Raw genomic sequence first — 25,461 nt, forward strand, 5'->3', positions numbered from 1 at the left:
GTGCGAGTGATGCGTGGAGTTGGCAGGCAACCTCCGGCCAGCCCATGCGCCGACTTTTCTGGCTACGCCGTCTCAGACAACGCAGCCAGATCCGACGCACTTCGCGGTAGAAGCCGTTGAGCGCTGGATAATTGTGCGGCCTGCCATAATAGCCATAGTGGCCGCGCAGCACGGCGGCGAGCCACTCGTGCTGCGTGGCCAGTGGCGCGTGCATGAGCCGCCAAGTCAGTTGGCGGGCTCGTCGTCAAGCATCGACGCTTTGCGGCGGCCTTTGCGCAGGCTCTCGCCCCCTAGGGTAAGCCTGTGGGCATTGTGCACGAGGCAGTCGCGGATGGCGTCGGCCATAGTTGGATCGTCGAACACGTCAGAGTACCCCTATTCTTGAGCGGGTCGTGTCTCACGTCACGATCACTGACCCGCATCATTTTCTTTTTGGGCACCGGCTTAAGGTGCTGAAGGAGCGGTCGGGGCGCGCTCCCGCCTATGTTGTCGTCGCGCTGCCGGACGGCCGGCGGCGGGGCGGTTCGGATCGCGTCGACGGACCTTGCCGAGACGATCACTTCCCGCCCGAACGCAGCCGATCTGCCGCGCATCAGTGCACGTACGCTGATCCCATTGATATAACATATGAGCGCGAGTCTGAGCCTTCTCGACGAGAAGGTGATTCGCGATGACCCACCGACCGCTTCCAGGTCGCGTTGCGTATCGACCCCTGAAATCTATCCCATTCTCCTTTGCCAGCTCTGAGTAGATCAAGCCGGACCTGTCAGCCAGATAGACACGTTCACATACTGCGAGGCTTGGCTGTCGATAAGCTGACGCGTCTCGGAACTGATTCACAATGAGCCGATGGAAACCCCTTCGAAGGCCGCAGCGCCACCGGTCCGCTGAAGAAAAGCTGCCGCCGATCAGGAGGCGAGTCAGTGTCGCGGCATGGTGATGATTGCCAATTAGAGTTTCGAGCTGGGCAAGCCGATCCCAATGGCACGCGGCAAAACGAAGCGCACGGCTCGCGACGTCCACCCCACGGTCGAGAAGGGCAAGACAGTAGCAGCTGGATCGAATATCCCGAATATCCATGTGCTGCAGCAACAAACCATCCGGATGGATGATGTCATGTTCCCTGGCGCCACGGCCTGGACTGACTTCAATCTGTTAGGGAGAGTAACGCGCTCAGCATGTCGCGCCAGGCGTTGTTCCCAGCCTGACGCGTGGCGCGTAGGCCCTACCGGGCTGCCGCGATGATGCGGCGTCTCGACCGGTTTCATCTGGAGTATCCCTTCGCCGGTTCGCGTATGTTGCGAGGCCTGCTGGCTTTGCCAAGGGTGCAAGATCGGCCGCCGGCATGTCAAGACGCTGATGAAGCGGATGGGGATAGAAGCGCTCTATCGCCGTCCGCGCACGACGAAGCCAGAGCCCGGCCACAAGAGTTATCCGTATCTGTTGCGCGGCATGGCGATCACGCGGCCGAACCAGGTCTGGGCGATGGATATCACCTACATCCCCATTGCACGCGGTTTTGTTTACCTCGCCGTCGTGCTCGATTGGACGATCCGCCGGGTGCTGTCATGGCGGCTGTCGATCACGATGGAGGCGGCCTTCTGCGTGGCTCGGTAAGTCGAATTGGTGTGCGCCCTCGATGGACTAGAAAAATATCAGCGTAGATACCAACAGATTGAGCGCGTGTCCCGTTTGGGGCGTGTGTGTGACACTTGTCGGGTAATGAATGTATGACAGCCCGAGGCTTGCATATATCCCCGGAGCGAGATGCGCGGTGTATGTTCCCGTAATTGCAGTTGTATCGCGATGCGCAAGCTGCCCCTTAGCCGAGGCAGCATCCACTGCAAACCTGCTCCAGGCGGTGTTGGTGGCGACAACAGCCATCAGATCACTGGCGCGACTATCAAAAGGTCCCTTCGCATACAGCCGAAGCTCGTAATACCGGCTGATCCGGTTTAGGTCAGGCCGAGCTCCCATGACGGAGAATCCGCCATAGAGGCCGCGAGACGGCGCCCCCTCAACGTCACTCTGCCAGAGCTGCCTGTCAGCAGCGATGTAATGAAAGTTATTCCCGCTCTCCCTTTGTTGATCCGGATCTGCCAAATTCTTGTAGTGGCTGCTGTTGAAACCAATACCCGCCCGTAGCCACGTGTCGGGTAAGCCGGGAGCCGCCTTGCTCTTGTAGCCAAGTTCATCAACGAAAAGAATCCCTGCATTGGCCGTGCTCCAGTTCAGGCCGGTTGGATTCTCGGTTATCTCGGCATAAGGACCATCTGGACTGATGGAGCGCTGCACGGAGACTTTGTTGTACAAGTGATCATCAAAATTGAACTTCAGGTTGGCGGCGGGCGTCGGCGCGGCGTTAGTGCTCATGCCTGCTTGGAACAAGGCAAACATGTTTGATCCTGAAATTCCTCCGAACAATGTGCCGGTGAACTCATTCGCATTTCTCAGGTACCCAAGTTTGAGTTCGAATTTCCTGTCGAAGAAGGTTTGATAGTAGGCGAGTGTATTCAACCCCACTCGATCCGGTCCCGGGCGCTTCCATGTCCAGTATTGCTGCTCGGCTCCCACGACAATCTGGCCATCGGGAATGCCAAATCGGCTGAGATCGTAGGTGACGGTCATGAAGTTCGCCGTAGCAAACGTCGGATTCTGCCCCATATAGAGCTGGTTGGCGAGGCTGCTTCTGGCCGCATTCGGCAGCTGGTTGTTTGCAAAGGTGTTGAGCGTCCAGCCGATATAGCCGATGCCGACGTCTGCCAGGGCGGATCTAACGCCGTGTTTGTCCTGATCAATCGTATCGGCGGGGCCGGGTATGTTGAGCCAGATCCCTTTTTCTCGGAAAATATCGAAGGGTGCGAAGGGGTCGATCCTTTTTTGCGTTTGCGTCTGGGCAACCCGATCGGAGCTCCCGCGCTTTATGGGAGGCAGGTTGGGAGCTGATGCTAGCGCCGAGGCACGAAGTCGAATTGGCTGATTGACCATGCCGATCCGGAGCTTTCTGGCCATGCCGGGGGCTTTTGGAGTTCTTCTCTTGGTGGCTTGGTCCGCAGCTTTGCTCTTGGGATCATCGTCAGCAGTTTGCGCCAAAACAGGGGGGCCGACCAAACAGGCCGCGAGAGAAAGTGCGACGGCAAGTCGCCGTTGGGTCTCTCTTGATCGCAAGCTGCACGCAAGTGCCGCCGTAGCCGAAGATGTCCGAGGCGTCGTCGCCGCAACAAAGGAATTACGCACAGTGTACTTCGCGTCCTTATTTGCGAGCCATGAATGGATTGAAAACCGGGCTCAACGGTCCAGAACGGACTTCCCAAGGCTTGGCGTCTGAGGACAAGGGGACGAGGCCTCACGGGCAGGAGGTTCGTCTATTCCAGCGAAATCCGCGTAACTTGCGAACCTCGTCACCCCTGGACGCGAGCATGATCTGGTCTGCACCTTGCTTGTGCATCAGGCCGGATTTGCCGACAGTGAGCAGCGCCTGCTGGCTGGGCGAGAACCGCTGGCAGCGAACGCGGCGGAGCCTCAGCTGTCCTGGCCGCCAAGACTTTGCGAACTATGACCTTGCTCCACTATGGAGCAGAGGATTGCAGTGATGCCTAGCATCTTGGTCGAAGATGCTTTTCTCAACGAAATGGCAGCCACCGGAATGCAAAGCCAACCAAGCCGGGGCCGTGGTTTCATGAAGCTGTCTTGGCATTGTGGTCAGCGTGGGATTAAACGATTGACGGCCGCGATTTCCGGAGAGCCTTGGAACCTGTGCGCGCAGAGATCGCTTCACAACGTCCGTGATGGTGGCCCAGAAGACCGGAGGGATCACAGGTTTCGAGCTGCTTTGGTGGCTGTGGGCGAGCAGTTGCTTCCGTCCATTCCATTGGCACGGCCAAATCTGTGGTGCATTCCAAGTTCCTAGGCCTGTGTGGCGTTTGTGGGCGACGCTTGCCATGTGTTCGTTGTCCCGATCAACCTGCCAGAACTGGTAGTTGGTCATGTCCAACACTTGCCCCTCCAATGGCATGGTTGCTCGAGCGCTCGCGCCAGTGAACAATGGCAGAGGTGCCAAGGCCGGCGACGGCAACCACTGGTCGCTACTGCTCGTTGATCGCCGCAATCGGGACAACGTAGCTGCCTATCACTACGACTCCTCTGGGAAATCTAACGTCGCTAGCGCAGAACAACTCGCGGAACGCCTTGGCGCCAACCTTCAGTCCGCCCGCATGGCCCAACAGCGGAACGGTTGTGATTGCGGCGTCTTTGTGGTGGACGGCACACGGACGCTGGCGAGGCGATTGGCGGAACGAGAGCGGCCTGATGACGAGCCGCTTCACCTTGACAACCTCGTCGCCGATCGACGGGCACTCTCCAGGATCGACTGAGCGGTCGTGCGCATTCGCGACGCCCAACTCGCTGATGCGTTTGGGCTGATGGAGCTGGCTGGCGCGCCTCTTGCCGGCACCAGAACCTTGGCCGGGTGCCAGGACGTGTGAACGACTGGGGCGGCTCGCACACGACCCCTTCCTGCACCGGATCGTGGTAGTCGGGCTGTGATCGACCAGCCAATCGGACGCTTCGACACCGAGCGACGGACTTAAAAGCGAACCTCTCCGCGCTGCCGGTCTGTCTGAGCGGTGGATCGACACGTGCCTGCAAATCCATCAAGAACATCGTTCTGATGTGGACCCAGCGTGGGTACTGCAGGTGGTAGGATGGAGGAATCGCGCCCCGCCTCCGGCCGCGGACTTTAGCCTCCTTTAAACCGGGGCCGCAGAATGATGTTCGCGCCGAAGGGATTGTTGGGGGTCACTTCCCTCATCCATGGCCCCAACACCGCCATATAGGGCTGACCATGAATAATCAGATTTGTCGGCTGCTGAAATGACTGCGGCAGCATGCCTCTTCTATTCAGTGCGCCAATCAGAACGTCGGGGCGGGTTGGAGGCCGTGATTGAAGCCCAAGGCGACGACATGTCCGAAATCATACGCCGGCGCCCAAGCCGGTATCGCGGCTACCGGATGAGATGAGTGTTGCGGTTGCCCCAACTCGCAGGAAGCCCGGCTGTCGTGAGAATCATTACGCACTTCGCCGCGTAAGGCCGTATCAAAATTCGAACTTCCGTCGGGGTCTGGCAGAGGCGACGTTGGTGGTTCCAACGGCGTACCTGGCACGACGAGCAGTCGTTCGAGCGACTCCTGGAATGAGTTGAGCTGCGGATCACTTTCCCAGGAGATCTGCGTTGGCCCATCGACTTCCATCTCCTGCTCCAACAGCGCCAGCTGCGTCCGCAGCTCCAAGCCGTCATCGCTAATCGCTGCCGCCGCGGGAGCCGCCTGCAGCAAGATGTGCTGCGGGGCGATGTCCCCTGCGATCGACGGTGGCCCGTCGACTTCCATCTCCTGCTCCAGCAGTTCCAACAGATCTAAATTGTCGCTGATGGCTGGAGACCCCCGTAGCGAGTCGTACTTCCAAAGCAGCTTCAACCCTACGCCCACTGAGGGGATATTCCTGCCGCGCCTGTACCTCTGGCCATCGTCCCGCAGCGTTTGGTCGTTGAGGCGGCTTTTGGCATGCGTCTGGAGCCACACACTGAACGCGCGAAGAGCGCTACCGACTCTGGTGACATAACTCGGCGTTGCGAAACCCGGCCATGGAGTTCCTCTCGCAATGTTCGCTCTGGCCGCCTCGACTGCTCTTTGGATGAGAGCCGCATCTTCGGGATAGGCAGCCAGCCGCGGTGCCAAAATTTCCGGGGCCCTGGCCCTCAACAGGAAGTTCCGGAGATGAGTCAGCGCACTGATGATTTTTCTGCCACCACCTTCAAACTGTAAAGCGCGGCATCTTCGTCCAGCGAGCGGTCGTGAGGCCGAAGAATAATGCCCGGCTTGTTTTCATCGTGGAGCCAGCAAGAAAAGCCGCGAATCCAGCTCGCAATGGAGATTGCCGTGCGCTGCTTAAGTCGACGCTCGGCAGGTCCGCTGGCAGTCGCAGACCTCTTAAAGTCATTGAGGACGCCATTGAGGCGTTCCCGATCGTCGGGATGGGTGCTGCATCGGGGCCTGCGGCGGTAGCTGCTGTTCTCACCAGTGCAGGTGAAGGTTCGCGAACGTTGTGTTCGCTGTCAGCACCGGATCTGACATCTGGGTCGGTCACGGACGGCTCAGACGGTGATCGATGACCCGACCGGGGCTCGGAACCGGAACGCGCTTCATGTCCTTCGCCGCTTGGTGCGCCACGATCCACGCCAACTGAAGACGCACCCAAATCCCGCGGTTCAGAGCGAATCTGCTCCCGGGCAGAGCTGCTCGCTCGGTGAGCCCCGAGGGCCGAAGAACTCGCTTCAACAGCAGGCTCGTCCGTTCCCTCAGTCCTATTGACACTGCATTGGGAGGCACTTGACGTCCCAGCTTCACCATCGCTCATCATTCGCTCCGATATCGGCGAGAACGCGCCTGCGCCATCACCGAATACTCCTGCATTTCCAGCCGGAAGTGCGCCTTAAAGTCGCCTACCTCATAAGACGTTTCTACGACGAAACCTCGACCTGACGCGTTGAATCCTGTCTCATCTTCTTTCAAAGTGTCGCGAGGGTGAGGGCCTGCGTGCCGCGGCTTGCCTGAGCCTAAGGCCCTTCAGGCCAATGACCGAGCCGACCCAGGAGTCCATCACCAACGCCTCTGGTGTCCGATTTGCAACGTGCTGTCGGGGCTAGGACGCTTCCGACTGAGAAAAATCGCTTTTGCAAATCAAACGATTGCAATTGGCATAAGGCTTGAAAGAGGAGCGTCATCGAGCAGCGCCTGAGCAAGGAGGGGGAGTGGTAGCTTACAAGAGTGTCGCCTCTCGGCCTATCGTATGCTGCGGGTGTTGCGATTGTCGAGACGGGCGGTCGCGTATGGTTCTGTCGCAGTGGTTGACTATCGGATGACGGTTCAAGATGACATCGACGCGGGTACGCGCCACGGCGCGGCGCGTGTGCCGGGCCCCGTCCCCGCCGGCACGAATGTTCGCGATGAGGCCGAATTTGAGCAGCTCGAAACCGAGGTCCGGCGCATGGATGTTGACGGACCAACTGCGGTTGATTGGAGCAATGTCAGTACGCTGTCCCTCCATATCCTGGCGAACCGGTCGAAAGACATTCTGGTTGCCTGTTGGGCCACCTATGGTCTGTTTCGGACCGGAGGATACCAGGGCCTTGCCGTCGGCTTAGGCGTTTTGCGCGGCATGGTGGCCGCGCATTGGGAGGGTCTCTTTCCGCCGATCGAGCGGGAACGAGCGCGGGTCGGAGCGATCGATTGGCTCGCGGGTCGCATTGCACCAGAGCTAGCCGCGAATGTGCCAATCGAAACCGACGATCCGGCAGTGCTCGCCGCCTATGAGGAGCTTACCGATCTCGATCGCCAGCTGCGCGACAAGCTGGTCAATGAGCAAGCCTCTTTGGGCGAGTTGTTGAGGGCGCTGCGACCGCACTACGAAGAAGCCAAGCGCGCAATCGCCGTGCCCACGGAACGTGCGGCGGAGGCGGCCCCAGCTGTCGAGCAGGCCGGCGTTGCCCCGGCGGAATCCACTTCGCCGGTTGAGGTTGCTCAACCGGCAGCACCGGAGGCAGCACGATCGGCTGGCGCCGATGGCGACTGGGCCAGCTTGATCGACCACTTGCCTGATATGCTGAGGCTAGCCGCGGCCGCCCGGCGCGTCGCATCCCCCACAGACCCGAAGGTTTATCTGCTCAATCGTGTCGGCTCCTGGATGCGCTTTGACGCCCTGCCGCCGGATACGGGCGGCCGCACAGCGATATTTGCGCCTGCGGACGATATCGCAGCGTTGGAAGCCAAAATAGCGGCCGGTCAGCACGCCGATGTCTTGAATTTGGCTGAAGAGATCGTCTGGATGTCACCGTTCTGGCTCGACGTTCACCGGCATGCCGCGAAAGCACTGGAGCAAATGGGGCCGCTCTTTGAGCCGGCGGCCGCGGCAGTGCGCGCAAGCGTAGCCCTGCTGGTCACACGCTATCCGCGGATCTTGACGTTTCAGTTCAATGACGGCCGGGCGTTCGCGGATGAGGAAACGCGTGCTTGGGCCGCCGTCGGTGGTGCGGACGTGTCGCCGGGCCGTGATCCTGCCGACGAAGCCATTGTTGAGGCACATAAGCTGATTGACGATGGGCGGCCTCAGGCTGCCCTCGAGAAGCTGTCACGTGCGCTGGATGGCGCGCGCGGAGAACGAGCGCGGTTCGTGCGCCAGCTTGCTCAAGCACGTTTCTGCATCGAAACCGGCTTCGTTACGACTGCCATCCCGCTGCTCGAGCACATGGAAGAGGTGGTCGCTGAGCGCAACCTCGAAAGCTGGGAGCCTGAGCTTGCGCTCGACGTCGCCGAATTGCGCTTTCGCGCAATCACACATTCTGACTCGCGGCAGATGCTTGACGAGCCGCGCCGTCGCGCCGCGCTCGAACAAATCCGAACGCGGGTCGCGGTCATCGACATCGCACGCGCGAGCACGCTCGTTCGCTAGCTGACCTTGTCAGGGACAAAGTCTTAACAGGAGCTGATATGGCACAGGAAAGCTCGGTCGCTCCAAAGGAGCGCATCAATATCCGCTTCAAACCGGCAACCGGCAACCTGAAGGAGGATGTCGAGCTGCCGCTCAAATTATTGGTTTTGGGCGACTTCACCGGAAAGACCGATGACCACCCGATTGAGCAGCGCGAGCTCGTCAATATCGACAAGGACAATTTTAACGAGGTTGTCAAAAGCCACGCACTGAATCTCGATATCTCCGCTGAGAATAGGCTCGACGACCAGCCCGAGGCCGGCAAGCTGTCAGTGTCGCTGACGTTTGAGAGCCTGAAGGACTTCGAACCCGAACGTGTCGCACAGCAAATTCCCGAATTGCGCGCCTTGACTGAACTGCGCGCGGCGCTGATCGCCCTGAAGAGTCCGCTCGGGAACGTGCCGAGCTTTCGCAAGGCCATCCAGAATTTGCTCGAAGACCACGGCGCGCGGCCGCGGCTCTTGAGCGAGCTCACCGGCAAGAGCGAGTGAGCGGATCAACGGCTGCCGTGAGGAGGGATGGCGCTATGACCGACACAAGTGCGCAGCAACCGGCCGAACTCGGCACAGGGGCCATTGAGCTTTCGCTGCTGGATCAGGTCCTTCTTGAGACCAGGATGAGCCCGCGCGACGAGGGTTACGACCTTGCTCGCCGGGGCGTTGCAGCTTTCCTCGCCGAGCTCATGGAACCAGGCCGCGCCGATGCGCAGGTCAACAACGCGCTCGTCGATCAGATGATCGCGGAGATCGATCGCAAAATCTCGGCTCAGCTCGACGAGGTGCTGCACACGGACCAGTTCCAACGGCTCGAGTCGGCCTGGCGCGGGCTCAAGTTCATGGTCGACCGCACCGATTTCCGTCAGAACATCAAGATAGAAATCCTCAGCGTCAGCAAGGATGAACTGCTCACCGACTTCGAGGACAGCCCGGAGATCGTCAAGTCCGGGCTGTACAAGCACGTCTACACCGCAGAATATGGGCAGTTCGGCGGCCAGCCCGTCGCGGCCATGATATCGGCCTACGAGTTTGGCAGTGGCAGCCAGGATGTTAAGCTGATGCGGTACATGAGCGCGGTGGCCGCCATCTCGCATGCACCAGTCATCGCTTCTGCTGCACCCGACATGTTCGGCGTCGAACGTCATGAGGAGATCGCAGGTCTGAAGGACCTGCAATCGGTGTTCGAGGGACCAAAATACGCCAAGTGGATATCGTTCCGCGAAAGCGAGGACGCGCGCTATTTCGGCCTGACGCTGCCGCGCTTCTTGCTGCGGTTGCCCTATGGTCCAGAGACCGTTCCGGTGAAGACTTTTAATTACCAGGAGGCCTCAGACGGCGAAACCGACAATTACCTCTGGGGCAACGCTGCTTTCGCGTTTGCGACGCGCTTAACCGAAAGCTTCGCCAAGTATCGCTGGTGCCCGAACATCATCGGCCCCCAGTCTGGCGGCGCGGTTGAGGACCTCAATCTGCATACCTATGAGGCAATGGGACAATTGCAGACCAAGGTGCCGACTGAGGTGCTCATCTCGGACCGGCGCGAGTTCGAACTAGCCGAGCAGGGCTTCATCGCGCTGACCATGCGCAAGGGGGCTGACAATGCCGCTTTCTTCTCGGCTAATTCCGTGCAGAAGCCGAAATATTTCGGGACCACCCAGGAAGGCAAGGCGGCCGAACTCAACTACAAGCTGGGCAGCCAGCTGCCCTATATGTTCATCATCAATCGTTTCGCGCACTACATCAAAGTGCTGCAACGCGAGAACATCGGCTCCTGGAAGAGCAGCCAAGAGCTGCAAGGCGAGCTGAACAACTGGATCCGCCAGTATGTCGCCGATCAGGAGAATCCGTCGGCAGAGGTGCGCTCGCGGCGGCCTTTGCGAAAGGCGGAGATCATCGTCGAGGACGTCGAAGGTGAACCGGGCTGGTATCGCGTCGGCATCGCCGTCGTTCCACATTTGAAGTACATGGGCGCGGATTTTGCTTTGACGCTCAAGGGTAAGCTCGACAAGCAATAGTGGTGGTAGTCGATGTTCGACCGCAGCCTTATGGAGCGCTTGGAGGACGGAGCCGCGACCCGCCGGGTGTCGTTCGACCGTTTCCGGGCAAGCGTTCTGGAAAACTTACGTCGGGTTCTGAACTCGCGCCAGGGCTGCTGCGAAACACGGCCGGACCTCGGCATGCCCGACCTTAACGAGGCGGTCGGGCAGGGAGCCGACGCAGTGCGCGCGCTCGCCCACTCGCTCAAGCAGCAGATCGAGACATTTGAGCCGCGTTTAAGGAATGTGTCGATCCGCTTTCATGCCGATCCCGAAAATCCGCTGCAGCTGAGCTTCCACGTCAATGCGACGGTTGATTATAAAGCTCAAATGGAGCCAATTTCCTTCGATGCGATCTTCGAGAGGCACGTTCGGGTGAGGGGCTGAAGGAGGTGGCCGTCAATCCCTATTACGAGGACGAGCTGTCCTATTTGCGCGAGCTCGGCGCTGACTTCGCGTTGGCCAATCCGAAGCTTGCGCCCTTTCTCGGGCAGGATGCCACCGATCCCGACGTCGAGCGGCTGCTCGAAGGCTTCGCCTTCCTTGTCGCGCGGCTGCGCCAAAAGCTCGACGACGAATTTCCCGAATTCGTCCACGGCCTGTTGCGGATGGTATGGCCGCAATATCTTCAAGCCCTGCCGCCCATCACGACCCTGTCTTTTGCCTTGAAATCATCGGCGAGCGCCGCGAGCCTGAACCTGCCGGCCGGGACCAGCGTCCGCTCGCGGCCGATCGACGGAACGAACTGCACGTTCGTCACCTGCTACGCAATCGAGGTGCTGCCGCTGGAGATCAATGACGTTCAGCTGGAGAACCGGACGAGTGCGGCCCGGCTAATCCTGCGTATCAAAGCAACCGGCCAGCAAAACCTGTCATGTCTTAAGAATGGTCGGCTTCGCCTCTTCTTCTCGACCGAGCGGGAGCCGCAAGTGGGGCGCTGCCTATTGGCCTGGCTGTGCCGTCACGCCTCGGCGGGAACTGTTACCGTGGCGGATCGACAGGTGGCCGCAATCGGCTCAGCGCAGATCGCGCCAGTCGGCTTCAATGATGACGAGGCGGTTCTGCCTTGGCCGCGCAACGCCTTCGCAGGATTCCGGATCATTCAGGAGTATCTCTGTTATCCTTCGAAATTTCTCTACGTCGATTTGTCTGGTCTCGAGCCGCTCGCAGCCCACACGGAGACTGAGTGCAGGCTCACCTTCGAGTTTCGGCGCCCGTTCCCTGCCCAGTTGCGCGTCGGCAAAGGACAGATTTGCTTGAACTGCACGCCGGCAATCAATGTCTTCAGCCACGAGGCCTCGCCAATTCGGCTGAATCGGACCAAGACCGAATACCGCGTACTTGCCTCGGGAGGGCCGAACTTTTCCATCCGGTCCGTCGATGGTGTGACCGGCTATGTGCAAGGCCGTCCCGAACGCATCGAGTTCGAGCCATTCGACCTGTTGCGCCACGATCTGCCGGGCGCGGAGCGCAACCGCGCCTACTTTCGCGAGCGTATCCGGCCTGCGGTGGTCGGCCGGGGCGTCGATCACTACGTGACTTTCGTTGACCGGCTCGACATCGGCCAACATCCGCCGATCGACGTCGTATCCCTGCTATTGACCTGCTCCAACGGACCCATTGCCGACCGGTTGCCTGTCGGTAGCGTGGATCTGCCGACCTCTGACACGCCTCGCTCCGTCACCTTCTCTAATATCACAGCGGTCGTTACAGAAGTGCCGCCACCGGTCAATGATGGTTTATTGCGGCGGTTGACGGCCAATCTGGCGCGCAATTACGGCGTCATGGCCAACATAGGTACATTGCGGACCGTCCTTGCCAGCTACGAGTTCCGTGCAGTCTATGACGTTCAGGCGCGTCGCCGCCTGGAGTTGTTGCTCGAAGGCCTCGATCAGTTCGCGACCACGGACACCGATCACGTGGTGCGTGGCGCCCCGGTCCGAATGCGAAATATCGAATTGGCCGTGATCGACAGCAAGATCGGTGGTGAGAGCGAATTGTTCCTGTTTGGATCGGTGCTCGACGCCTTCTTCGCGACGTTTGCCGGCGTCAATATGCTGCATCGGTTTTCGGTTCGCGGCACGGAAAGCAACGCACACTACCTATGGCCAGCGAGAAGCGGATCGATCACGGCACTCTGACGGCGCCCGACGAACGCGATGAGCTTTCGGCATTCGGGTTCTTCTCGCTCGTTGCGCATCTCGAGCGGCGCTTCAGCGACGCTCCCCCGATCGGATCCACCGACGATCCCGCGCGGGAGGCCGTGCGCTTCCGTGCGGCGCCGACGCTTGGCTTTCCTGCCGAAGAGATCGCGGGAATCAGACAGGCCAAGGCCGCCGGCGAGCGTGTGGAGGTCAACGTCAACTTCCTCGGGCTGCATGGTCCCTCCTCGCCGCTGCCGCCCTTCTACGCCGAACGGGTCATGCATGCAGACGGCATGGGATCGCTCGGCGATTTTTTTGATTTTTTTAATCACCGTCTGATCAGCCTACTGCTGCGGATCTGGCGGTACTACCGTCACCATTTGCGGTTCGAGGAGGGCGCAACCGACGCGATCTCGGTGCTGATTGGCACGCTCTTTGGACTCGTGCCCGGGGAAGACACCGCAAACGAACGGGAATGGCGGGCGCGGCTGCTGCCGCATGCCGGCGTCCTTGCCTTGTGCGGCCGGTCCGCCAAGCTTGTGGCCGGCTTGATTTCCAGCCATCTCCACATTTCAGCCCGGGTCGAGGAATTCATCTGGCGCGAGATCGACATTCCACAGCAGGCGCAGTGGCGCCTTGGCCGGCCTGGTCTTGAGCTCGGCGTTGATACCCTTGCCGGTGAAACCATGCCGGACATCGTAGGCAAATTTCGGCTTTGCCTCGGCCCGCTCAACCAGCAGCAGTTTCGGTCACTGCTGCCCGGTTGCGAGAGCCATGCCATCCTTTGCCGTCTCATTAGCGTTATTCTGCGCGAGCCCTTGGCATGGGATCTCCAGCTAGAATTAGCGCTCGGGCAGACACCGGAATGGACTCTGGGCGAAGGAGAATTAGGCTGGACGACGTGGATCGATCCGCCCAAGGAAACCGGAAGCCTTGTTCTATTGTAATCGTTTTCGAGTTGTTCGCGTGTGGTGAAGATCACCCGCGATGACGGGACACCGGACTATCATGGCGCGTCACGGATCACGGGCCCCGAGTCGCGGTCAACCTGGTTAGACGTTGCCATAGCGTACCGGCTGCGGTCCAATGGCTTCCATGACCGAGAGGCTGCTATGCCAGCGCACCGAGTCGACTCCTCACGACCGCTAGCACGCCCTCACCTGCATGCGCCTCTTGGATGCGGATGCAGAGAGCGCGGACCGGCGCGAGGTCGCGAAGATCATGTTACGCATCCATCCGAGCCACGAGCCGGTGCGCGCCGGGACCAAGAGAGCCATCTCGTTCGCGCCAAGTGTGTGCGTAGACATGGCCACCGGCGGTTGGAGCTAAAGCCGTTCGGCACGCTATTTGCCCAGCTCGCTGGTAAATTTGGGAGAGCTGTAGGGTGCTAAACGTAGTGCTGGATGTCCCGCTTGTCGGCCAACAACATGGCTATGACGGCCAATTGAATATGCGACGAGACTATGCCGGAAATGTTCAACCGCATGGGAAATACAATTGTTGGTATGCTTGCGCTTGTATGCTGTCGTACTGCTTTCGCCCAGGGCCTCGGCTGGGTCTACCTTCCGCTTGGCGGGCTGACGTAGGCATCAACGGCTACCAGTTTGACTGGTTGGCGCGCATCGAAGGATTAGAGAGGCTCAAGCAGCCAGATGACGGATTTACACGTGATTTTATTGCAGAAACGTTGGTCGGACGAGGGCCAATCTGGGCTGCGCTGCGTTTGCCGTCAATCTCCGGGAACGAAACACTATGGCACGGGCATATAATAGTGTTGACTGGTCTGATAGAAGACATGTTGTGCTACAATGATCCGTCTTACCCAGCGCGTGGAGTGATCTACTTCTATAATCTTTTGTTCGACGACCTTTTCGTCAAGAATCGCGATTGGCTGTGAACACCCCCTCTGGACCGCAAGGCCCTCCGCTGCGAACGTCCGAGCGAAGACACCTCCTCCTGCTTTCGTATCCGATTGGCGACATGTAAGTCCAGAAGCCGCCGCCGAGAAAGAGGACGAGAACGCAGACCTCGTGAAGCAGAAGCCGACCGGGCTCTACACTCGCACCGCATCTGCATTCTTTTTGGATGGCGACAAACTAAATCTGCCCGCGGAAAAGAAGGTCTCCTATGTCGATGCCGTCGATGTCGAACTCCAATGTGCGAGCTCCGGGGCAGAATTCGGTGCCGCATCGCGTCTGCAATAACTTGCCGGGGACACCAGACTTCTGCCCGCTCGTTTCAAGACGCAAGCACTGCCGGGTCGTCGAATACACTGCCTGCCGCAAGCGGCGACGCATCTCTGGGGCGGCCCAAGTCGACGCCATATTGGCTCGACAAGCTGCCGCTGTTCGTTTGGTCAAGGATAGCTAGACAACAGTGGGCCGGTGTAGTCAAAAAAGTCGTCTGAGGGTTCACCTTGTCCGGTGTCTGACGACTGCACGAGCCTCTGTCAGTTTGAGAACAACGGCGTCATTCGCCGGACCAAAAATTCTTAATGTTCAATCAGTGGCTTAGGTTGGAGGTGCCGTTGGCACGACCGTTGCTATCGAAATCTGGCAACATTAATTGGCGGAGTGCACGTAGATGCGTAAGACGACCGATGCGCTCCTTTGCTTGAGTTCGCATGCCTTGTTTCTGAGAGAGAAAGCCCGCGCGGTCTCCGATGCAGCTGAGCGAACGAAGAGACCATCCTTTTCGCCTTGCGCAACCGGCGCATGAGACAATCGATCGGCCCAGCAACAATGCTGTTCAGTCGAAAGCAATGCTGCCGCCACGGCAATTTCAATGGGACGCTCGGATGACCACTTGTGCCGGCGAGCAAGCCTGAAGGTGCGGGATGCATCTGACACTCGGAGTCCTCGGAGAGAACGCCGAGCCCTTGGGCCGCTACGCAAGGCAGGCGTTTGGACCTGAAGGGGGCTCCATCGGTCGCGGGCGCGGTTGCTACTGGCGGCTTCCAGATCCAACCAACACGCTGTCAGGACACCACGCGTTGATTGCATTCAATGGCATCGGTTTCACGATCACCGATACAAGCACCAATGGTGTCTACATCAACACGGTGGACGCCCCGCTGGGACGCGGCAATACCACGCCGCTAGCTGATGGCGATACGCTATATTTGGCGAATTACGTCCTCTCGGTCATGATCGAGGACGATCCTGTCGAGGAACGTCAACGGCTAGGCTTGACGGGGTCGAAAGCGGTGTGTGTCGGCCGTACGACGCCGAGGTTGCCGTCTCCTACACTCACCCAAGAGCCCGCAACTGCAACCGTTCCGACTGCCGCACCGTCGGTAAGCGATGCGCACCTTCCTCCCGATTTCTCAGTGGTGACTGGGCCGCGCCCGATCTTCTATTCAGCGGCACAATGCGAGCCGCAGGCACCTCATCCGCCATCCTTGCCCGGAGACAAGCCGCTCAGCAGCGACATCGAGGCTGTGGATCCGACACTAGCGGATCTTCCTCGGCGACCGTCGAGCGCTGCCACGACCCAGAGGCCGTCCTCGCACGCGCCTTCGGCAAATGTCGGATCAATTCCGTTGTCATCGGTCGACACGCCATTTATCGAGCCATCCAAACCGCTGCCCTCTGCCCCCTCCAATGGCAGGAGTGTACTGTCGAATGGCCATCCTGCGCCCATCATCCCTGAGGATCTCGATCTTGGCGATCTGTTGCCGGGACCGGTCTCGCGCCGCATGCCATCGGTGTCGTCGCAGCGAGCTAAAGCGCGCCTCAATGAGCCGAACGAAGCGCTCCGGATCGCGCCTAAGCCGACCGCCTCTTCTGCGACGAATCACCTCGGGAAATTGCGGAATTCTGGTTCAGGGTCGCCGACGCCCGATGAGCGGGAGCTCGATCGGCTGCTGCTGAGACTGAAGGAAACTGCTGCGCCGCGAGTGGTCGGCGCTCCTGAGACAAGAACCGCGACAAGGAGCGGTGCTCCGCCGTTGCCTGCGAACGCTCCATCCGACACAGACGAACTGCAGGCGTTCTGGAATGCGCTGGGCTGCAATCCGGATCTTGTGCCGCCAGCACAGCGTCGAGAGTTCTTTGCCGAACTCGGCCATGCGGTCGCCGAGATGACGAACGGGCTGCATTCGATACTGGCGGCGTGGGCTATGCTCAAAAATGAGTGCCAAATCGGGCCGGCGCAGACACGTGCCGGGAATGACAACGCAGTACAGTTCACCAACAGCAGTCATGTCCTCCGCGAGGTGCTCGCAAAGGATCGCGGATTCCGGTTGCTCTCCCGGTCGGTGCGCGCAGGATTCGAGGACATCAAAGCCCATGAGGTCGCGGCAATGGCGGCAATGAGAGGCGCGGTCAGCAATGTGCTCACGCACATGAGCCCCCAGCGTATCGAGAGCGACGGTGCAATCAGCGGGCTTTTCGGCGCTCGCCTCAATAAGGCGAAGTTGTGGGACAGATTTGTGGAGCTGCACGCATCGATGGTCGGTGACATTGATCGAACGGCGCGCTCCTATATCGCAGAAGAATTTGCCCGAAGCTACGAAACGCAACGCTCAGAACCCGGCCGGAATGAAGGAAAGACGGCGTAATGGCGTCGCCGAACACAGTCCGTTGTTTGTCCGTCGTTGGCGGTGCGTTGCTGATGGCCGCTGCAGCCACTAATTGTTCGACTGACAAGACGTCTAAGACGACGCCCATCAAGTTCGTCATCGAGGCCGATGAACTCGTCAATCCGAACGCGCACGGCAAGCCGTCGCCGGTCGTTGTGCGCATTTACGAACTGAAGTCGACGACCACCTTCACCCAGGCGCAGTTTTTCGAGCTGTTCGACGATGACACCAAGCGGCTTGGGCCGGATCTGGTGGCCAAGCGTGAGGTCGAGCTGACCCCCGGCGACAAGGTCGACTTCGAGCGCGATACGCCGATCGAGACCCGAAATGTCGGCGTGATCGCAGGCTTCCGCGCGGGCAACGATGCCCAGTGGCGCTCAACTGCCGAAATCAAGCCCGATCGTGACAACAGAATCTTGGTAAAATTGACTGCTCGGGCTGTGAGCATTGAGCAGGAAGCTAGCCGACACTGGTGGAAAATCTTCTGACCGGTCCGCCGTGATCAATAGCCGGGCAGATGCACCTTTGGAATGTCAGCGAAGAGGCGCCTAGTGTCTGCGACAAGCAAACCGATCTGGTCCGAAGGCATGTTGGTGCGTCCGCAGCACTTTCAGCAATACGACCGCTGGATCGAGCAGTTGGTCGAGAACCGCGTTTCTGGTCTGGTCGGCTACGGCTGGGGCATTCGAAAAATTGCCCTTGATCGTAATCTTCTGGCGCTTGGCCAAGTCGCACTTACCGAGCTTGAAGCCATTATGCCCGATGGCACGGCCCTTTATGCGCCGGAGCATGTCCGCCTTCCGACCGGACGAATCCCTCCACCGGCTGCGAAAGATCTGCTGGTCAAGATCGCAGCGGGCACGCGCCGACAGGCCGCCAGCGACCTCTGTTCCGGGGATGCGCTCGCGCACCGCTACGATCAGGAGGTCTTTCAGATCCGGAATGCGAGCGCGCCTGAAAAGGCTCCGGTCGATATCAAGGTTGCGTCGCTATCAACACATCTCATCTTTGACGGCGAGGAACAGGGAGATCTGATCACGCTGCCTATCTGTCGCATCCGTGATATCGATCCGGCTCGCGCGATTACTTTATCCGACACCTACGTTCCGCCTGCCATCGACATCCACGCAGCCAAGCCGCTGATCGCGCTGTTGAACGAGGCCAGATCGCTGCTGCGGACGCGCGCAGAGGCGCTTGCTGCGCGCGCGGATCCCTCGCGCGCGACGGCAGACGGGGCCGGACTAATTGATCTTTTTACATTGTCGATCGTGAACGGGGCAGAAGCCGTGCTCGACCACTTCGCAGCAACACGTGGGCATCACCCTGAAGCCCTCTTCCGCGCACTGCTGAGCCTTACCGGGCAGCTGTCGAGTTTCGTTGGCGATCGCCGCAAACCGCAAGTGATGCCTTCCTATCGGCATGAGGATCTCGAAAGCTGCTTCACGCCGTTGAGTGATATCCTGCGTAGACTGCTGTCTATTGTGATCGAGAACGCCGCAATATCGCTTCCTTTGCAGGACCGAGGCTATGGCATTCTGACCGGCCTGATCACCGACCGCACCTTGTTCCAGGACTCTAGGTTCGTTCTCGTCGCTGTGGCTAGTGTACCGGGCGAGGCGTTGCGCAACCAGCTTCCGGCGCAGATGAAAGTAGGCTCGGTCGAGCAGATTCGTGATCTCGTCAATCTTCAGCTCCCGGGTGTTCCGATTCACGCGCTCGCTGTGGCGCCGCGCGAGTTGCCCTACATCCAGAATGCCGTCTATTTCGAGCTGGACCAATCGGTGGAGCTCTGGCGCATCCTGCCGCGCTCGGCGGCCTTTGCTTTCCACGTCAGCGGTGACTACTCGGATCTCCACCTCGAGTTCTGGGCCATCCGCGGGCAACGTACGTGACGGGCCCTAAACACATGGATGAACCGACAGTCATCGGACGCAGGCCAGTCGGTCCGGCTCGTAACACTCAAGTGGGGCAATCCTCCGCTTGCGTTGCGCCGAATATCGCCTTCCCGACAGGCGCTCTGTCGTCGCCTGTATCTGAATCCGACGAGGTGTGGGCAGCGAACCATGCCGAGATCGTCGTGCAAAGCCTGTTCGAGCCAAAGGCAGTGGAGGACGTCTTGGTCGCGGCCGCGACACCGCTCTTTTCGGTCGTCGCGCAGCTTCGCATCGTCGACGAAGCCGATATAGGCGTGTTGCGTCGCGTAATTGTCGAGCAAATTCGCCGCTTCGAGGCGCGTGTGGCCAAAGATCAGGTGAGCGACAGCGATGTCACAGCCGCCCGTTATGTGATATGCGCGTTGCTGGACGAAGCGGTGATGACCACGCGCTGGGGCCGTGAGAGCGCCTGGAGTGACAACAGTCTGCTTAACCAGTTCCATAACGAGACGTGGGGTGGCGAGAAGGTTTTCCAGATACTCGAACGCGTGCAGGCAAAGCCGGCCAAGTATCTCGCCTTGCTCAAGCTCATCAACATCTGCTTGTTGATGGGGTTTGAGGGCAAATATCGCGTGGTGGAAGGAGGCCGCGAGCGGCTTGAAGACCTGCGTTCCGACGTTCGGCGTCTATTGCGGGATTATACGAGCGAACCACCGGCCGAACTATCGATCCGATGGCGCGGCGCCAAAGTACGTACGCGGGTGCGTCGCTACATGCCGTTATGGATCATCTTCACCGCCGCAGCAGTCAGTGGGCTGATCGGCTACGGTGTCTTCCGTTGGCGTCTATCGGACGAACTCGCGCCCGTTGAGCAGCTGCTCGTCATGATCGGCCAGTCCGGACCACGCTAAAGAGGAGGTGCAGGTGTTTGGCGCTCGATTCGCGGCCCTCTTTTCGGTTCGAGGCATCATCACGCTGGTCACCTTGTTGCTGGTCGACGCGATGATTTGGTTCGGCGGCCCCCACTTTGACCTGTTCGATCAGCATCCGCTGGTTTCGAAGGCAGTTCGCGCGGCCACAATCGGCTGCCTCTCCCTGACGGTCCTCGTCATCATCCTTGTCCGTTACTGGCTGGCGCACCGTGCTAACCGACGCGTTATCAAGTCATTGATGGCGAGCGAGGCCCTCATCACGACCTCCAAAAATCGTGGCGAGGAGGAGATCGATCTCATCCGTGGACGCTTCGAGGACGCGCTGAAGGTCCTGCGCGATACAGTGTTCGCCGGCAAGCGCGGACCGAGCTATCTGTTCGAGTTGCCCTGGTACATCATCATTGGACCATCGGGCGCCGGCAAGACAACGATCCTGCGCAACTCGAGCCTCGAGTTTCCGCTGGCCGAACGGCTCGGCGTCGATCCAGTGGCGGGCGTCGGCGGCACGCGAAACTGCGACTGGTGGTTCACCGAAGAGGCAGTCTTTATCGACACGGCAAGCCGTTATACGACACAGGATACGGATGCCGAGGTCGATCGCGCGGCCTGGCACGGCTTTCTCGATCTTCTTACCATGCATCGGCGCCGGCGACCGATCAACGGGATCTTGGTTGCGATTAGCCTGCGCGATCTCTTATCGAGCGATGACAACCGGCGCAGGCTTGTCCAGTCGATTCGTTCGCGGATACAGGAGCTCGCCAAGACGTTTGGAATGCGTATTCCGGTCTATGTCCTGGTAACCAAATGCGATCTGGTACCTGGCTTCACCGAGTATTTCGACGATCTCGACCATGATGGTCGTGCCCAGGTCTGGGGCAAGACCTTTCCTCTCGAGGGACCAGGCGATCACATCGACGACGCCGTAACCCTCGAGATTCAGCAACTTGCCGAGCGACTCGAGGCCAACTTGGCGTTCCGCATGCATGACGAACGTAATCATGACCGTCGTGCAATGATGTATATGTTCCCGAAAGAATTGTGGAGCATCCGGACCGCGGTCAGCGCCTTCGTTAGCGAGATCTTCCGGCCCAGCCGATTCGAAGTGCAAGTGCAACCGATGCTGCGCGGGGTCTACTTGACTAGCGCTGCTCAGGAAGGAGTGCCGATCGAGACGATGAGCGGTGCGATCAGAAGGAATTTCGGTGTGCACGCTAGCCCACCCACGCCGTCCATCGGGCCGGGAAAGACATTCTTCATCAGAAAGTTGCTGACCGACGTGATCTTCGCTGAGCAGGGGCTGGTCGGTCGCAATCTCAAACTCGAACGCAAGCTCGCGATCGTGCACTGCGGTGGCTACCTCGCGGCAGTCATACTGGCGGTCGCCGCGCTGACTCAGTGGTACGACGCATTCGCTCGCAGCGAAGCACGCATCGCTGAAACCAGAATGGCCGCACAGACACTGCAAGCGCGCCTCAAGGAGGTACGCGAGCCGCTGGATCTGGTCAAGCTCCTGCCCACCCTCAATTCCGCGCGCCGGCTGTGTCTGGCAGCTGGCGAGAACACTTGGCTTGCATGGCTTGGCGGTCTCGGGATTTCGGCCGCCCCGGTGCTCGCGCCAGCTGCGCAACAAACCTATGACCAGATTCTGGTCGACCGCCTGCTGCCTGTTTTTGCTGGAAGGCTTGCCGTTCGGATTGATGCGCTATTGCGGTCGGGCAACGATACTCTGCTGGATCAAACCAAGGAAATGTTCCGCATCTATTTGATGCTGGGCGATCCGAGGCATTTCGATCGCGGCAAAGTCGAACAGGCTATGCGCAGTGAAGTGGCGCTTACGTTTGCGCTCGAGACGATATCAGCTGGCGAACTGCAGGAGCATTTTTCACGTCTTATCGAGTTGCTGCCGAAACCCATCACGAGCGGCCGGAAATTCGTGATTGCGGCGGGCTTGCGGCTGATGGAACGTCCGCTCGTCGAGCAGGTCTACGCCCGGCTTTTGCGCGAAGGCGCTGAGAACACGCAGCTCCGGCCAATCGACATGGTCAGTCTGCTGGGAGCCGGCCAGCTGGAGATAAAGCCCCAAGCTGTTTTCCCCGCAATTGGTCAGCAGGATCTCCCTTCGTCGGGCGGCACTGCGATCATCCCGGGCATCTTCACACGGGATGGTTTGATCGATTTCCTGCTGCCGCGCCTTCCACTCATTGTCCAGGACGAGCAAAGCGGCGACTGGGTCCTTGCCAACGGCTCGTTCGACGCGGCCGATACGCAACAGATCGTGCGCAAGGTCGTCGATCGCTATGTTGCCGATTACATTCGTATTTGGACAAGCGCGCTGAGCCGCGTCCGCATCGTCAAATTCGACGATATGCAGCGTGCATCGGCGATCCTGCGTGGGCTGGCCGGCCCGGAAAGCGCACTGCAGCAGATCATTTTCCTCGTACGCGACAATACGAACCTGCCTCCACCCGGAGAGCAGACCGCGGCGAAGGTGGGGGAGACAACGGCCGCCGTGTTCTCAGCGGCATTCGGCGACGCCCCCTGGCCGGGAACACGGATCACCGAAGCCTTCCGGCCTCTCGTCCAACTGGGCATAGGCGGAGCCTCGGGACAGGCGGCCAGCATGGATCACATCCGCGATCTTTTCGGCGGCCTGTATGCAACGATGGCCAACATCGCGACCGCGCCCGATCCCGGCCAGGCCGCATTTCAGCTCTTTCAGCGACGTATCAAGGATCCGAGCAACGATGCCTTCGGCATCTTGCGCGCTGACTCAGCGCTACGGCCCGAACTGGTTCGTACCATCATGAACGACATCGCGCTCTCGACATGGAGCGTCTTGCTTCGACAGGCACACGGTCACGTCAATGCCGTGTGGACACGGGAGGTGGTGCCGATCTGCCAGGCTGGCGTCTACCAGCGTTATCCATTGTTTGCGGCCGCGACCGAGGACGTAACCTTAAAGGACTTCAGCGATCTCTTTCGCCCTGGCGGTATCCTCGATGATTTTTTTCAGAAGTACCTGTCGCCATTCGTCATCGAGGGCAGAACCGGCTTTGGGCTGGCAACTATCGACGGCGCGACGGCGCCGATCCATGCCGATGCCCTGGCTCAATTTCAACGCGCGCGAGAGATTCGCATGTCCTTTTTCAGCGGCTCGGGTTCCGCTCCGGCCGTGAAGTTCAGCATCAAGCCCGTCTATCTCGCCTCTAAACTTCTGCGCGCGACTTTTGTCATGGATGGCAAGGAGATCGTCTATCGTCACGAGGCGCCCCGTGCCTACGACCTTGAATGGCCGAGTCGAACCGATGCAAGCACGGCCTCCGTCGCCCTTGCTTCTCTGGACGGAACCGAGGAGAGGATTGAGCGCTCAGGCCCTTGGGCTCTGTTCCGTCTCATCGATGCCTCGCGACCCACCTCGCGTGGCGCTCCCGACCGTTTCACGATCACGATCGGACGACCCGACCGGCCTGACGTGACCTATGAATTGCGGGCGGAAAGTGTAAGCAATCCGTTCAGCTTGGGTGTCCTTCGTTCGTTCCGATGTCCGGATCACCTATGATAGGAGAGTTCTCAGCTTTGTAGGCAGGAGGCGAGCATATGCCGCTGGCGGCATCTTGGTGGGAGCGGTGAGGTCCGCCGCAATGCTGGTACGCCGCCCCTGGTGGCGATGAGTAAGCAGGTGACACGTTCCAGGTAGGCCGCAATTAGATCGTAACGGCAACACCGTATCATGAGTTCAGCGGATTATTGGCAGTCGACGTTCCGACGGGCGGGGTCCTGCCTTGCGCTTTTGCGCAACAGGCGACCAACGACATGAGTGCGATCATAGAATGCCTACTTGAGGTTGTGCTGTGAGTGAGGTCCCCTCGGGATACGTGCTCGGCGGCCGTTTCGACCTGGCAGAGGTTATTAGCGAGGGCGGTACCAGCACCATCTATCGTGCGATCGATCGGACCGGCCTGTGGGCGCGTGAACAAAGTCCAGAAGTCGCAGTGAAAGTCATCCAACCACATGCGAAGATGCACCAGAAATTAGTACAGCTATTGCACCGCGAGGCGCGTCTTTTGCGTGACTGCGTACACCGGAATTTGGTCAGGATCTACGATTCCGACTACGACGGCAAGTACCATTACTTGGTCATGGAGCTCTTGAAGGGCCGCTCGCTGGCGCAGGTCCTGGCCGATCGTCAGGGACGGCCGCTGTCACCCTCCGTGTCCTTTCAGATCGTCCGCGCCGTCGGGCAGGGCCTCGTTCACATGCACAGTCTAGGGATCGTCCATGGCGACCTCAAACCGGGAAACATCTTCATGACCTCGACCGGCGAAATCAAGATTGTAGACTTTGGGACAGTCCTCATGCTCGACCCTCCGCCGCAACGCGACAGGGCCACCACTTTGCTCGACGACATTGGACTATTGACACCGGCTTATGCGTCGCCGGAGATGCTGATGGGTGAGCCACGGACAGAAAGCGACGATGTGTATTCTCTCGCAGTGGTCGCCTATCTGACCCTGACTGGCAACCACCCTTATGCGCAGCGGCCAGCCAACGAGGCACTTAACGCAAATCTCACACCGGCTCCGCCGCCGACTATTTCGTCAGCGCAATGGCGGGTGCTCGCTTCGGGCCTTGCCCTCAACCGCGGCGACCGGATCGACACCGTCAGTGAGTTCGTCCGGCGGCTTGCCTGCCCGCGCTGGCTCTATCGATGGTGGGGGTAGCCGATGCCTCTGGTCGCAGCCAGCGCGTCCCCTTGGCAAGCCTAGAGTCGATGGATGACAAGGATGCGGCCGTCGGGCCTCGATTCGGCTGTGTATCGCTCGCGGTGGATGTAGAAAAAGGGGCATTGGTCGTCCGTGAAGAACCATGATCTCAGGCGGGATTGATCAAGGGCTTCGGGAAGGTCGCGGCTATGATTTGGCGCAACAAAAGCCTGAGCCATCGGATGAGGCGTTGGAAAAAGGTGCATCTTGTCTTGACACCCAATTCCCCATGTGAGGGGTTCTCCAGCCAGCGTTCGCACAGGACCTCGTCGGAGAGATCGTAGGTGTGCTTGAGAATGGCCAGCCCTGCCATCAGCCGCGTCGGCAGCGGGGGGCGCCCCGGCTTGTCCTCATAGACCGCTCCGAACTTCTGCTCGAGGAACGACCAGTCGATCGTCCCGGCCAGCTTCACCAGCGGGTGGCCCATATCAATGATCGCGTCCAGCCGCGAGCGCAGCAGATCGGTCTGTCCCGTGTCGCGTCGATCCTTGGGTCGCATCGTGCCCTCCGATGCAACGACGCAATCACGGCTCGCGATTCTAGGGAATCCAAAAACGAAATTGCAAGCTTCCGAGCCCTCAAGCCCCAA

At 59.7% G+C, this 25,461-nt stretch carries 18 protein-coding genes and 3 pseudogenes; 16 read left to right on the top strand and 5 right to left on the bottom strand.

Going from position 1 to position 25,461, the window contains the following annotated elements:
• Both H8A95_RS22770 and H8A95_RS22775 read right to left on the bottom strand, forming a co-directional pair.
• Positions 1-214 (bottom strand): annotated as a pseudogene (locus tag H8A95_RS22770) (hypothetical protein); the annotation flags it as partial.
• Positions 215-225: 11 nt separating this feature from the next.
• Positions 226-363: an ATP-binding protein gene (locus H8A95_RS22775; protein WP_312001019.1), complete on the bottom strand. Its 138-nt coding sequence runs from the start codon at positions 361-363 to the stop codon at positions 226-228.
• A gap of 875 nt (positions 364-1,238) precedes the next feature.
• On the opposite strand from H8A95_RS22775, the pseudogene H8A95_RS22780 reads away from it, so the two are divergent.
• Positions 1,239-1,608: pseudogene (locus tag H8A95_RS22780) on the top strand (DDE-type integrase/transposase/recombinase); the annotation flags it as partial.
• Positions 1,609-1,644: 36 nt separating this feature from the next.
• Here the strand turns inward: H8A95_RS22780 and H8A95_RS22785 are convergent.
• Complete coding sequence (locus H8A95_RS22785) at positions 1,645-3,012, bottom strand: carbohydrate porin (protein ID WP_229167554.1); 1,368 nt, start codon at positions 3,010-3,012, stop codon at positions 1,645-1,647.
• Between the two features lie 1,001 nt (positions 3,013-4,013).
• Here H8A95_RS22785 and H8A95_RS22790 point away from each other — a divergent pair.
• A complete protein-coding gene (locus H8A95_RS22790; RefSeq protein ID WP_338027924.1) occupies positions 4,014-4,373 on the top strand; it encodes a Ulp1 family isopeptidase in 360 nt (119 codons plus the stop codon).
• A 538-nt stretch (positions 4,374-4,911) separates the two neighbouring features.
• On the opposite strand, the gene H8A95_RS22795 is transcribed toward H8A95_RS22790, so the two are convergent.
• On the bottom strand, positions 4,912-5,475 hold the full coding sequence (locus H8A95_RS22795; RefSeq protein ID WP_229167553.1) for a hypothetical protein: 564 nt from the start codon (positions 5,473-5,475) through the stop codon (positions 4,912-4,914).
• 1,441 nt (positions 5,476-6,916) lie between these two features.
• Between H8A95_RS22795 and tssA the strand changes: the two genes are divergently transcribed.
• The 14 genes from tssA (at position 6,917) to H8A95_RS22860 (ending at position 24,830) form a co-directional block, all read left to right on the top strand.
• On the top strand, positions 6,917-8,506 hold the full coding sequence (gene tssA / locus H8A95_RS22800; RefSeq protein ID WP_229167552.1) for a type VI secretion system protein TssA: 1,590 nt from the start codon (positions 6,917-6,919) through the stop codon (positions 8,504-8,506).
• 38 nt (positions 8,507-8,544) lie between these two features.
• Entirely contained in the window at positions 8,545-9,036 is a 492-nt protein-coding gene (tssB, locus tag H8A95_RS22805; protein ID WP_229167551.1) for a type VI secretion system contractile sheath small subunit, read from the top strand.
• Positions 9,037-9,161: 125 nt separating this feature from the next.
• Positions 9,162-10,556 carry a type VI secretion system contractile sheath large subunit gene (gene tssC, locus H8A95_RS22810; protein ID WP_229185129.1) on the top strand — a complete coding sequence of 465 codons (1,395 nt, stop codon included), beginning with the start codon at positions 9,162-9,164 and terminating at the stop codon, positions 10,554-10,556.
• 12 nt (positions 10,557-10,568) lie between these two features.
• Positions 10,569-10,964: a type VI secretion system baseplate subunit TssE gene (gene tssE, locus H8A95_RS22815; protein WP_229167549.1), complete on the top strand. Its 396-nt coding sequence runs from the start codon at positions 10,569-10,571 to the stop codon at positions 10,962-10,964.
• 5 nt (positions 10,965-10,969) lie between these two features.
• The gene (tssF, locus tag H8A95_RS22820; RefSeq protein ID WP_229167548.1) at positions 10,970-12,718 is read left to right on the top strand and encodes a type VI secretion system baseplate subunit TssF; all 1,749 of its coding nucleotides are present in this window, start codon (positions 10,970-10,972) and stop codon (positions 12,716-12,718) included.
• Positions 12,682-13,668, top strand: a complete 987-nt coding sequence (gene tssG, locus H8A95_RS22825; RefSeq protein WP_229167547.1) for a type VI secretion system baseplate subunit TssG — start codon at positions 12,682-12,684, stop codon at positions 13,666-13,668. The genes tssF and tssG overlap by 37 nt, the downstream gene beginning before the upstream one ends.
• Positions 13,669-14,171: 503 nt before the next feature.
• Positions 14,172-14,618 (top strand): papain-like cysteine protease family protein, encoded by a 447-nt coding sequence (locus tag H8A95_RS44500; RefSeq protein WP_376711677.1) that lies wholly within the window; start codon positions 14,172-14,174, stop codon positions 14,616-14,618.
• A gap of 133 nt (positions 14,619-14,751) precedes the next feature.
• Entirely contained in the window at positions 14,752-14,925 is a 174-nt protein-coding gene (locus H8A95_RS22830) for a hypothetical protein (RefSeq protein WP_229167546.1), read from the top strand.
• Positions 14,926-15,557: 632 nt separating this feature from the next.
• Complete coding sequence (gene tagH, locus H8A95_RS22835; protein WP_229167545.1) at positions 15,558-17,282, top strand: type VI secretion system-associated FHA domain protein TagH; 1,725 nt, start codon at positions 15,558-15,560, stop codon at positions 17,280-17,282.
• The gene (gene tssJ, locus H8A95_RS22840) at positions 17,282-17,791 is read left to right on the top strand and encodes a type VI secretion system lipoprotein TssJ (RefSeq protein WP_229167544.1); all 510 of its coding nucleotides are present in this window, start codon (positions 17,282-17,284) and stop codon (positions 17,789-17,791) included. The genes tagH and tssJ overlap by 1 nt, the downstream gene beginning before the upstream one ends.
• Positions 17,792-17,854: 63 nt before the next feature.
• The gene (gene tssK / locus H8A95_RS22845) at positions 17,855-19,195 is read left to right on the top strand and encodes a type VI secretion system baseplate subunit TssK (RefSeq protein ID WP_229167543.1); all 1,341 of its coding nucleotides are present in this window, start codon (positions 17,855-17,857) and stop codon (positions 19,193-19,195) included.
• A gap of 14 nt (positions 19,196-19,209) precedes the next feature.
• Entirely contained in the window at positions 19,210-20,088 is an 879-nt protein-coding gene (gene icmH / locus H8A95_RS22850; protein WP_229167542.1) for a type IVB secretion system protein IcmH/DotU, read from the top strand.
• A 13-nt stretch (positions 20,089-20,101) separates the two neighbouring features.
• On the top strand, positions 20,102-23,668 hold the full coding sequence (gene tssM, locus H8A95_RS22855; RefSeq protein WP_229167541.1) for a type VI secretion system membrane subunit TssM: 3,567 nt from the start codon (positions 20,102-20,104) through the stop codon (positions 23,666-23,668).
• Between the two features lie 292 nt (positions 23,669-23,960).
• Positions 23,961-24,830, top strand: coding sequence for a serine/threonine-protein kinase (locus tag H8A95_RS22860; protein WP_229167540.1), 870 nt, complete (start codon positions 23,961-23,963; stop codon positions 24,828-24,830).
• Between the two features lie 277 nt (positions 24,831-25,107).
• Here the strand turns inward: H8A95_RS22860 and H8A95_RS22865 are convergent.
• A pseudogene (locus H8A95_RS22865) lies at positions 25,108-25,371 on the bottom strand (transposase); the annotation flags it as partial.
• Positions 25,372-25,461 lie beyond the last annotated feature (90 nt).

The sequence above is a fragment of the Bradyrhizobium oropedii genome (assembly GCF_020889685.1).
GTDB classification, from domain to species: Bacteria; Pseudomonadota; Alphaproteobacteria; order Rhizobiales; family Xanthobacteraceae; genus Bradyrhizobium; species Bradyrhizobium oropedii.